A 9,135-nucleotide genomic window follows, 5' to 3' on the forward strand; every position below is an offset into this window, starting at 1 on the left:
AAGGAGGCGTCATGGCAACGAAGAAATCCGGATTGGCCAGTGGCGAAGATGCGTCCGAGCGGATCGACGCGCGAATCAAGGAGCTCGGTGACTGGCGCGGGAAAACACTCGCGAAGCTCCGCGCCTTGATCAAGGAAGCCGATCCCGACGTCGTCGAGGAATGGAAGTGGAATGTTCCGGTGTGGTCGCATGACGGCCTGATCTGCACGGGCGAGAGCTATACGAAGGCCGTGAAGCTGACTTTCGCAAAAGGGGCGTCCGTGAAGGATCCCTCCAAGCTCTTCAACTCGAGCCTCGAGGGGAACACGAGACGCGCGATCGACGTCCCGAAGGATGCGCAGATCGACGAGAAGGCGTTCAAGACCCTCATTCGCGCGGCCGTGACGCTGAACAAGTCCAAGGCCAGGGGCTAGCAGGCGGGCCGGCGTGATTCGGCGCATCGAGCCGAAGGACGTGGACGAGACGCTGCGCGTGTTCCGCGACGCGTGCACGGCCTCGCATCCGTTCCTGAAGCCGGAGTTCATCGAAGCGACCGAACGCAAGATGCGAGAGCGCACGCTCTTCGAGTTTCATACCGATGTGCTGGACGAAGGCGGAATCCGGGCGCTCCTGTGCCGCAATGGCTGGGGTGTCGAGGCGCTCTTCGTCGATCCGCATTTTCAATCGCAGGGCCTTGGCAAGCGAATGCTCGACCACCTCAAGGCGCAGACGAATGTCGTCCAGCTCTGCGTCTTCGCGCAGAACCCGCGGGCGATCCGGTTCTACCAGCGCGAGGAGTTCTACGCCCTGAAGATCATCGACCATCGCGAAACGGGCGAGTCGCTGGTCGTGCTCAAATGGGAAGGCAAGAATCCGGTCGTAACCTCCTGAGGCCTCGCGTGGAGTTCGCACACTTGCCCAACAGAGTCGTCCAATCGATCAACAATGAGACCGGCGATCACTGCATCGATATCTTCGTGCGTGACGACGGTACGTTTGGCTATGAGGAGTACCGGAGAGATCATGAGGACCTGCGGGGATGGTTTTCCCTGCAGCGGTTCGGCGGCCAAACGTTCGCGAGCGAAGCCGAGGCGCTCGGGCATGCGAGCAAGGCCGTCGACTACGTCAAATGACTGACATGCCAACGCGCACGGCTTCCTGCCATTGCGGTCAACTGCGCATCGTCGTGAATGCGGAGCCGAGGATCGTCGGACTCTGTCACTGCCTCGCGTGCCAGCAACGAACCGGGAGCGTCTTCGCCGCACTTGCTGGCTTCCCCGGCCCGTACCAGGTCTTCGGCAAGGCCACCGAGTATGTGAGGGCCGGCGACCAGGGAGCGAAGTTTCGCTTTCGCTTCTGTCCCGTGTGCGGCACGAACCTCTTCCACACCGAGGAGGGCGTTTCGCGCGATAGTGTGAGCGTGGCTGTGGGAGCGTTCGCTGATCCGAACTTTCCCCCGCCGAAGTTTTCAATCTACGATTGCCGGCGCCATCCTTGGGTCCAGTTGCCACCGGGCACGACGGCCTTCGAGAAGGATCCCGAGTAGGAGCGCGTGATGGATTTGCTCGTCAACATCGACGTCGATGATCTCGGCCGCGCCACGGATTTCTACACGCGCGCGTTCGGGCTCAAGGTGAGCCGCCGTTTCGGCGAAGGGGGCGTTGAGCTCATGGGCGCCTCCGCTCCCATCTATCTCCTGGTGAAGGCGGCCGGCACGCCAGCGTCGAAGCAGTCGAACCAGGCCCGCACCTACGAGCGGCACTGGACGCCGGTTCATCTCGACATCGTCGTGAAGGACATCGATGCCGCCGTCCACCAGGCAGTCGCGGCCGGCGCGAAGGTCGAACAGCCGGCGCGATCGAGCAACTGGGGCAAGCTCGCGCTCATGTCCGATCCATTCGGCCACGGCTTCTGTCTCGTGCAATTCGTCGGGAGGGGCTATGACGAGATCGCCACGCCCGCCTGATCGGCGCGAGCGCTCATGAAGCATCCGATCGCAGTCGCGTTTGCGGTGGCGGTCGTGTTGACGCTGGCGCTCGTTGGTCTCGCCTATGCGATCTATCCCGCGCAGCAGGCGCCCTGGCCGATGGCCCTCGCGATGGCGGCTTTCCCGTTCATCTGGTTCTTCGCCTGGCTGATCACGAATGCCATGGGCTGGTGGCGCGATACGACGAAAGGAGCCGAACGCGATGACCCGTGACGCCAACCTCGGACAGCGCCCGGACAATTGGGCGCACGGAAACACCTACGAACGTTACGTCGGACGCTGGAGCCGGAAGGTCGCGCCGGAGTTTCTCGCGTGGTTGAACATGCCACCGAACCGACGGTGGGTCGACGTGGGATGCGGCACCGGAGCGCTTTGCGCTGCGATTCTCGATCGCTGTTCGCCCGCCTCCGTCACGGGCGTCGAGCCGTCGGAGGGATTCCTCAAGACCGCGAAGGAAAATCTCGCGGGACGGGCCACGTTCCACGTGGGGAGTGCGACGGCGCTGCCACTCGGTAATGCGTCGGCCGACGTCGTGGTCTCGGGCCTCGTGTTGAACTTCGTGCCCGACCAGCCCGCGGCCGTTCGCGAGATGGCGCGCGTCGCGGACAAGGGCGCAACGATCGCCGCCTATGTCTGGGACTACGCGGGAAAAATGGATCTCATGACGTATTTCTGGAATGCGGCGGTCGCGCTCGACCCGAAGGTCGTGAACCTGGTGGAGAGCCTTCGCTTCCCGGTGTGTCGTCCCGAGGGGCTCGAGAGCCTTTTCACCGGTGCCGGATTGAAGGGCGTCGAAGTGTCGGCCGTGGACATCCCGACGAACTTCGCCGACTTCGAGGATTACTGGCAGCCGTTTCTCGGTGGCCAGGGACCGGCGCCTTCGTACGCCATGTCGCTCGATGAAGCGTCGAGGTCGCGGCTGCGCGATCGCCTGCGCGAGAGCGTGCCCATTGCCTACGACGGCTCCATTCCCATGACGGCCCGGGCCTGGGCGGTTCGAGCAGTCGTTCTCGGATGACGGCGGCAAGACATGGGAAGTAAACTGGATAGCGGTGGACACCCAGAGTTGAGTCGATGCACATCGAACAGGACGATCTCACGCGCACCGAAGTACACGACCTGCTGCGCGAGCATCTGGCCAACATGTACGAGCTCTCGCCGCCCTTCAGCGTGCATGCGCTCGATCTGTCGAAGCTTCGCGCACCCGGCATCACGTTCTGGACCGTGTGGGACGGCGGGCTCCTCCTCGGCTGCGGCGCGCTGAAAGAGCTCGACGCAACGCACGGCGAAGTGAAGTCGATGCGCACGCCCAGCGCGCTTCGCCGCAAGGGTGCGGGGCGCGCGGTGCTCGAGCACATCGTCGCCGAGGCGAGGTCACGCGGCTACCGGCGCCTCAGCCTGGAGACCGGCTCGATCGATGCGTTCAAGCCGGCGCGCAAGCTCTACGAGAGTTTCGGATTCACCGACTGCGGGCCGTTCGCCGATTACAAGCCCGATGCCAACAGCACCTTCATGTCGCTCGCGCTGTGAGCTAGGTCGCCGCGATGAGCCCCCAGGCCAAGATGCGCATCGCGACGGTTCTCGTCGCGATCGGGGCCAACGCGCTGCACATCTACCTCGCGGCGATCTCACGGGTCGGAGGGGTGGCCGCGTTCATCGCCCAGCGCGAGAGGGAATACGCCCTCTCGACGTGCTTCGAGTGCACGCTGACCAACGACTTCGTGATCCACGTCCTCTGGTTCGGCGGCCCGTTCTACCTGCTCGCCGCCGCGGCGTTCACGACCCGCTCGTCCTCCATCATCGGGTGGACGATCGCCGCGATCGTGGGCCTGGTGGTCGTCGACATCGCCTGGTACCCGAGCAGCGGCCAGGGCGACTGGTACGTCGTTCTCTCGCCTATCGTCTTCGGCGTGATCGCGGCCGTCGCGCTGCTGGTGCTGGTTCTCGCCGGCAACCGGCGCGGTTAGACTTGCGCATCGTGATCCTCACCGTCATCCGATTCGCACCCGTGGGGGCCCTGCTGCTCATCGGCCTCGTTGCAGCCGGCTGCGGCAAGAAGCCCGCGGCGGCCGGGCCGAGCGAGATGCAGACCGTGTGCGAAGGGCAGCCGCTGCGCACGGTGGAGCGCCGCGAGCAGGCCCAGCAGGACGGCTATGACATCGACCGCCGTTTCGACTGCATCACGAAGGAATCGTGGGCCGCGAACCAGCAGTACCGCGATCGAGCGGCATCGACCCGGAACATGGAGTCGGTGCAGCCCGTCGACATCGTCCTCGTCGACGTGAACACCGCGACGCAGGAAGAAATTGCAGTTGTAATTACGGTCAGCCGCGAGACCGCCGCGCAGATCATCGTCGAGCGCGGGATCCGCCGCTTCAAGGACTGGCCCGATCTCACGAGCCGAATCAAGGCGTTCCGCGATCCGCAGGCGGCCGTGGCCGCCTCGACGTGCGGCCTGACGGTCGACGGGAAAAGCCTCGAGGGCGTACCGCCCAACGGCCTGATGGCCGCTCGTCTGAGAGAGACCTACCGGGACTACAACCGCAGGTAAACTGGGCGCAAACGATAATCGCTTTCCCGCGCACGTACTTCGCAGATGTCGCAACCCGGTTGGTTTCCTCGATGATCCGTCTCGTTATCGCCGCGCTCCTGCTTGCGGCCGGATCGTTTTCCGTCGTCGCGCACGACGTGAACCCGGTCGATCCGGCCAAGCTCGCGATCACCCAGTACCGCATCGACGCCTGGGCGACCGAGCAGGGCTTGCCGATGAACACCGTGCAGTCCGTCTTCCAGGGCCGCGACGGCCAACTCTGGATCGGCACCGGCGGCGGACTCACGCGGTTCGATGGCATCCGCTTCGCCTCCTTCGAAGCGTCTTCGCAACCCGATCCCACCGCGCGCCCGGTTTTCGGATTTACCGAGGATCCCGACGGCACGCTCTGGATCGGCCACTCGCGTGGCGCCTCGCGCTATCGCGACGGGCGCTTCGAGCGGGCGTGGCCCGACGAGCTCCTCGAGGGCCGCCGTGTCTGGGCCTTCGCGCGCGCCCACGACGGCGTCATGTGGGCGGCCACCGAGAACGGCCTCGTCCGGTGGGAGAAGGGTGAGGCGAAGATCTTCAAGGAGGCCGACGGTCTTCCGACACGTCGCCTGCGCGCGCTCGCCTTCGACAAGGACGGAACGCTGTGGATCGCGACGACCGGTGGCGGTCTCGTGTCCTACGCCGGCGGCAAGTTCAACGCGCTCAAGCCCGAGCACGGATTCCCGCACCTCGAAGTGCGCCACGTCCTGGCCGATCCCGCGGGTGGCGTCTGGGCCGCGACCGCCGGCGGCGGGCTCGTGCGCGTGCAGGACGGCAAGATTCGCATCTACGGCGTGGCCGAGGGCCTGCCCACCGAACAGCTCACCTATCTCGCGCGCGACAACGACGGCTCGCTCTGGATCGGCACGTGGGGCGCGGGTGTAGTCCGCATGACCGCGGGACGGTTCGTCGCGATCTCCACGGCGAACGGACTTGCGGGCGACCAGATCTGGTCCGTGCACGTGGATCGCGAAGGCAGCGTGTGGATCGGCACCTGGCATGGCGGTCTCAATCGCATCAGCAAGCGGTCGTTCGTGGTGTTCGGCAAGCCCGAGGGCCTCTCCGGCGACAACACGCGTTCGGTGATTCACGCGCGCGACGGCGTCACGTGGGTCGCGACCGCGGGTGGCGGCGTGAATCGCATCGAGGGCGGCAAGGTCACGGCGAAGTTCGGCGTGAAGGAGGGGCTCTCGACCGAAGAGGCCTCGGCCCTGTTCGAGGACCGCGACGGCGCCATCTGGATCGCGACCTACACCGGCGGCATCGCGCGGCTGAAGAACAACAAGATCGAGAACTTCGGAACCGCGCACGGCATTCCGAACGTCGATGTGCGCGTGGTGTATCGCGATCGCAGCGGCATCCTCTGGGTCGGCACTTCATCGGGGCTCGCGCAGTTCGACGGCAAGCGCTTCATTGCTGTCCCGGGGCTGGGCGCGCAGGACGAGGGCATCACCACGATCCTCGAGGAGCGCAGCGGCACCCTCTGGATCGGAACCGCAGGCGCGGGCCTGATTCGCCACCGCGACGGCAAGTTCGAACGCTTCATGCGCAAGGACGGGCTCGCATCCAACTGGATCGTCGCGCTGCACGAGGACGCGAACGGCACGCTGTGGATCGGCACCAACGGCGAAGGCATCACGCGCTACAAGAACGGCCAGTTCAAGAGCATCCGGCTCGCCGACGGACTCTGGGACGGCCTCGCGCAGGCCATCCTCGAGGACAGCTCCGGTCATTTCTGGATCACGTGCAACCGCGGCTTCTACCGCGTGGCGCGCGCCGACCTCGACGCATTTGCCGACGGGCTCACGTCGAAGGTGTTGTCGACGGGCTACGGGCCGGTGGATGCGTTGCGCTCGACCACGTTCGCCGGCGGCCTGCAGAACGCCGGAGCGATCGACGCAAGCGGCCGCGTCTGGCTGCCGTCGCTTCGCGGACTCGTGATCGTCGATCCCATGCGGCTTCCCGAATCGGGCACGCCGCCGGCCGTGAGCGTTTCGGAAATCACCGTGAACGGCGTGGGCGCGCCGCCGGGCGGTGAGATCATCCTGCCGCCGGGTTCCGCACCGCTCTCCATTCGCTATTCGTCGGAGACACTGCTCAACGCCGACCGCGTTCGCTTCCGCTACAAGATGGACGGCATGACGCGCGACTGGGTCGAGGCGGGCAAGTCGCGCGAGGCGTCGTTTCCGGCGCTGCCGCATGGCACCTACAGCTTCCACGTCGCCGGCTCGATCGACGGCCGCCGCTGGCAGGAGCTCGAGAAGCCGCTGGCGATCACGGTGCAGCCGCACTTCTACCAGACGGCGTGGTTCACGGTGCTCGCGGTGCTGGTCGCAATGGCCACGGGCGCCGCACTCTTCCGGCTACGCGTGCACCAGTTGCGCCGCCATCACGCCGAGATGGAAGAGCTGGTCGCGATCAAGACCGAGGAACTGCGCATCGCCAACGAGCACCTCTCGCGCCTGTCGTTCGCCGATGCGCTCACCGGCCTCCCCAATCGCCGCCGCCTCGACGAGGTGCTCGACACCGAGTGGCGTCGCGCCGCGCGCCAGGAGACTTCACTCGCCGTCGTGATCGCGGACATCGACGCGTTCAAGGCCTACAACGATGCGCTGGGCCATCCGCGCGGGGACGCTTGCCTGATCGAGGTGGCCGACGTCATCCGTGAAGCGACGAGCCGCGCGAGCGATTTCGCTGCGCGTTACGGCGGCGAGGAGTTCGTCATCCTCATCCCGAGCGCGGATCACGCCGTTGCGCTGGCGTTCGCCGAATCGCTGCGCCGCGCGATCGAAGCCAAGGGCATCGCGCATCCGGCCTCGACCGTCGCGCCGGTAGTGACGATCAGCCTCGGAGTCGCCGCGCGCGTGCCCGCGCCGGGCAGTACGTGGGCGCCGCTGGTCGCCGAAGCCGATGCCGCGCTGTACCGTGCCAAGCAGGAAGGCCGAAACCGGGTACGGTAGCGGTTCAACGAAAGGAAATTCCATGGAAGTCGATGTGAAAGGCAAGCGCGTCGTCGTTGCCGGTGGCAGCCGCGGCATCGGTCGCTCGATCGCGCTCGCGTTCGCCGAGGGCGGCGCGAAGGTGTCGATCTGCGCGCGCGGTGCGGCCGCGCTCGAGGCCACGCGGGCAGAGCTCGCGGCACGCGGACCGTTCGCGCACGCGCAGACCTGTGATCTCGGCGACGATGCCGCGATCAATCGCTACATTCCCGCCGCCGCCGAAGCGCTGGGCGGCATCGATGTCCTGGTGAACAACGCGACCGGCGCGGCGCTCGGCGATGACGAGGCGAGCTGGGATGCGGATCTCGCGGTGGATCTGCGCGCAGTGGTTCGCGCTTCGCGCGCCGCACTTCCGTACCTGCTCAAGGGCAACGAACCTTCGATCGTGAACATTTCGTCGATCTCGGGTCTGCATCCGGCGCCGCGCGCGCCGGCCTACGGTGCCGCGAAGGCCGCAGTGATCCACTACACGCAGACGCAGGCCGCAACGCTCGCGGCCAAGGGTGTGCGCGTGAACTGCGTGACGCCCGGTTCGATCGAGTTTCCCGGTGGATCGTGGGAGCGGCGCAAGACCGAAGAGCCCGACATCTACAAGCGCACGCTCGCTTCGATGCCCACCGGCCGGCTGGGCCGGCCCGAGGAAGTCGCGAACGTGGTGCTGTTCCTCGCCTCGCCGCTCGCCATCTGGGTCACCGCGCAGGTGATCAGCGTGAGCGGCGGCCAGGGCCTGGGGAGATAAGTCGCGATGTCCAGCACTGCCTACGTTGTCGTGAAGACGAACCAGTTCCGAGTCCGCCATCTCGAATCGGGTCGGGAGGGCACGTTCGACGCGCGGCCGCCGTTCACGTCGGCGCGCATGCTCGTCGGCCGATTTTCCGTCGCGGGCCCGCTGCTCAAGCGCGCCATGAAGGAGATCGTGCAGGGCAGCTTCTTCAAAGTCGCGCCGCGCGTGCTGATCCATCCGATGGAAATGTCCGAGGGCGGCTTGTGCGAAGTCGAGGACCGGCTGCTTCATGAGCTCGCGCTGGGCGCGGGTGCGGCGAAGGTCGTCGTCTGGGCGGGTTCGCAGCCGCTGAGCGACGCCGAAGTGCTCGCGAAATTCTAGGCGATGCAGTGGACCACGCGCCTGGGCGCACTCATCCTGCTGGGCTTCAGCGCCTTCTTCTTCGTGAAGCGGTCCTGGCTGATGGGTGCGCTTTTCCTCGGCGCCTGGTTCGTGGTCGAGATGCTAATGTTCCGTCAACGCCGCGCGCGGCCCCCCAAGTGACCCCGATACAGGACTGACGATGCCCAAGGCCTATTGGATTTCCACGTACCAGTCGATCTCGAACCCCGAAGCGCTGCAGAAATACGCCGCGCTCGCCGGCCCCGCGCTGATGGCGGCCGGCGGGAAGTTCATCGCACGCGGGATGCCGGCGGCGATCTTCGAAAACGCCGTCATGCAGCGGGTTGTCGTGATCGAGTTTCCGAGTGTCGCGCAGGCGGTCGCCGCGTACGAGAGCCCCGCGTACAAGGAAGCCACCGCGTTCCTCACGCCCGGCGCGGTCGCGCGCGAGGTGCGCATCGTGGAAGGCACCGAATAGGCATTG

At 66.1% G+C, this 9,135-nt stretch carries 15 protein-coding genes; all 15 read left to right on the plus strand.

The genetic code is table 11. The features are described 5' to 3' along the window. Positions 1–11: 11 nt before the first annotated feature. The 15 genes from DSM104440_RS01850 (at position 12) to DSM104440_RS01920 (ending at position 9,129) form a co-directional block, all read left to right on the plus strand. Positions 12–413 carry a DUF1801 domain-containing protein gene (locus DSM104440_RS01850; protein ID WP_171160259.1) on the plus strand — a complete coding sequence of 134 codons (402 nt, stop codon included), beginning with the start codon at positions 12–14 and terminating at the stop codon, positions 411–413. Positions 414–426: 13 nt separating this feature from the next. Beyond that, complete coding sequence (locus DSM104440_RS01855) at positions 427–870, plus strand: GNAT family N-acetyltransferase (protein ID WP_171160262.1); 444 nt, start codon at positions 427–429, stop codon at positions 868–870. Positions 871–878: 8 nt separating this feature from the next. Continuing rightward, the gene (locus DSM104440_RS01860) at positions 879–1,112 is read left to right on the plus strand and encodes a hypothetical protein (protein WP_212758168.1); all 234 of its coding nucleotides are present in this window, start codon (positions 879–881) and stop codon (positions 1,110–1,112) included. Between the two features lie 5 nt (positions 1,113–1,117). Next, entirely contained in the window at positions 1,118–1,525 is a 408-nt protein-coding gene (locus tag DSM104440_RS01865) for a GFA family protein (protein ID WP_171160266.1), read from the plus strand. A gap of 9 nt (positions 1,526–1,534) precedes the next feature. Then, positions 1,535–1,945 (plus strand): VOC family protein, encoded by a 411-nt coding sequence (locus tag DSM104440_RS01870; protein WP_171160269.1) that lies wholly within the window; start codon positions 1,535–1,537, stop codon positions 1,943–1,945. A 15-nt stretch (positions 1,946–1,960) separates the two neighbouring features. Further along, positions 1,961–2,179, plus strand: coding sequence for a hypothetical protein (locus DSM104440_RS01875; protein ID WP_171160271.1), 219 nt, complete (start codon positions 1,961–1,963; stop codon positions 2,177–2,179). Continuing rightward, on the plus strand, positions 2,169–2,984 hold the full coding sequence (locus DSM104440_RS01880) for a class I SAM-dependent methyltransferase (protein WP_171160273.1): 816 nt from the start codon (positions 2,169–2,171) through the stop codon (positions 2,982–2,984). Before DSM104440_RS01875 ends, DSM104440_RS01880 begins: the two co-directional genes overlap by 11 nt. A gap of 56 nt (positions 2,985–3,040) precedes the next feature. Continuing rightward, positions 3,041–3,496 (plus strand): GNAT family N-acetyltransferase, encoded by a 456-nt coding sequence (locus tag DSM104440_RS01885; RefSeq protein ID WP_171160275.1) that lies wholly within the window; start codon positions 3,041–3,043, stop codon positions 3,494–3,496. 14 nt (positions 3,497–3,510) lie between these two features. After that, entirely contained in the window at positions 3,511–3,933 is a 423-nt protein-coding gene (locus tag DSM104440_RS01890; protein ID WP_171160277.1) for a hypothetical protein, read from the plus strand. A gap of 2 nt (positions 3,934–3,935) precedes the next feature. Then, complete coding sequence (locus DSM104440_RS01895) at positions 3,936–4,517, plus strand: ComEA family DNA-binding protein (RefSeq protein ID WP_171160279.1); 582 nt, start codon at positions 3,936–3,938, stop codon at positions 4,515–4,517. Positions 4,518–4,588: 71 nt separating this feature from the next. Next, on the plus strand, positions 4,589–7,507 hold the full coding sequence (locus DSM104440_RS01900) for a ligand-binding sensor domain-containing diguanylate cyclase (protein WP_171160281.1): 2,919 nt from the start codon (positions 4,589–4,591) through the stop codon (positions 7,505–7,507). Between the two features lie 22 nt (positions 7,508–7,529). After that, on the plus strand, positions 7,530–8,285 hold the full coding sequence (locus tag DSM104440_RS01905; protein ID WP_171160283.1) for an SDR family NAD(P)-dependent oxidoreductase: 756 nt from the start codon (positions 7,530–7,532) through the stop codon (positions 8,283–8,285). 6 nt (positions 8,286–8,291) lie between these two features. Continuing rightward, complete coding sequence (locus DSM104440_RS01910; protein ID WP_171160285.1) at positions 8,292–8,651, plus strand: hypothetical protein; 360 nt, start codon at positions 8,292–8,294, stop codon at positions 8,649–8,651. Between the two features lie 3 nt (positions 8,652–8,654). Further along, positions 8,655–8,813 carry a hypothetical protein gene (locus tag DSM104440_RS01915; protein ID WP_171160287.1) on the plus strand — a complete coding sequence of 53 codons (159 nt, stop codon included), beginning with the start codon at positions 8,655–8,657 and terminating at the stop codon, positions 8,811–8,813. Positions 8,814–8,832: 19 nt separating this feature from the next. Continuing rightward, positions 8,833–9,129, plus strand: coding sequence for a DUF1330 domain-containing protein (locus tag DSM104440_RS01920; protein WP_171160289.1), 297 nt, complete (start codon positions 8,833–8,835; stop codon positions 9,127–9,129). Positions 9,130–9,135: the final 6 nt, after the last annotated feature.

The organism is Usitatibacter palustris (assembly GCF_013003985.1).
Taxonomy (GTDB): domain Bacteria; phylum Pseudomonadota; class Gammaproteobacteria; order Burkholderiales; family Usitatibacteraceae; genus Usitatibacter; species Usitatibacter palustris.

Excerpts from the sequence above, each read along its gene's own strand:
- DSM104440_RS01850 (WP_171160259.1), top strand. The coding sequence starts at position 12 with ATGGCAACGAAGAAATCCGGATTGGCCAGTGGCGAAGATGCGTCCGAG.
- DSM104440_RS01865 (WP_171160266.1), top strand. The coding sequence starts at position 1,118 with ATGCCAACGCGCACGGCTTCCTGCCATTGCGGTCAACTGCGCATCGTC.
- DSM104440_RS01870 (WP_171160269.1), top strand. The coding sequence starts at position 1,535 with ATGGATTTGCTCGTCAACATCGACGTCGATGATCTCGGCCGCGCCACG.
- DSM104440_RS01875 (WP_171160271.1), top strand. The coding sequence starts at position 1,961 with ATGAAGCATCCGATCGCAGTCGCGTTTGCGGTGGCGGTCGTGTTGACG.
- DSM104440_RS01880 (WP_171160273.1), top strand. The coding sequence starts at position 2,169 with ATGACCCGTGACGCCAACCTCGGACAGCGCCCGGACAATTGGGCGCAC.
- DSM104440_RS01885 (WP_171160275.1), top strand. The coding sequence starts at position 3,041 with ATGCACATCGAACAGGACGATCTCACGCGCACCGAAGTACACGACCTG.
- DSM104440_RS01890 (WP_171160277.1), top strand. The coding sequence starts at position 3,511 with ATGAGCCCCCAGGCCAAGATGCGCATCGCGACGGTTCTCGTCGCGATC.
- DSM104440_RS01900 (WP_171160281.1), top strand. The coding sequence starts at position 4,589 with ATGATCCGTCTCGTTATCGCCGCGCTCCTGCTTGCGGCCGGATCGTTT.
- DSM104440_RS01905 (WP_171160283.1), top strand. The coding sequence starts at position 7,530 with ATGGAAGTCGATGTGAAAGGCAAGCGCGTCGTCGTTGCCGGTGGCAGC.
- DSM104440_RS01910 (WP_171160285.1), top strand. The coding sequence starts at position 8,292 with ATGTCCAGCACTGCCTACGTTGTCGTGAAGACGAACCAGTTCCGAGTC.
- DSM104440_RS01915 (WP_171160287.1), top strand. The coding sequence starts at position 8,655 with ATGCAGTGGACCACGCGCCTGGGCGCACTCATCCTGCTGGGCTTCAGC.
- DSM104440_RS01920 (WP_171160289.1), top strand. The coding sequence starts at position 8,833 with ATGCCCAAGGCCTATTGGATTTCCACGTACCAGTCGATCTCGAACCCC.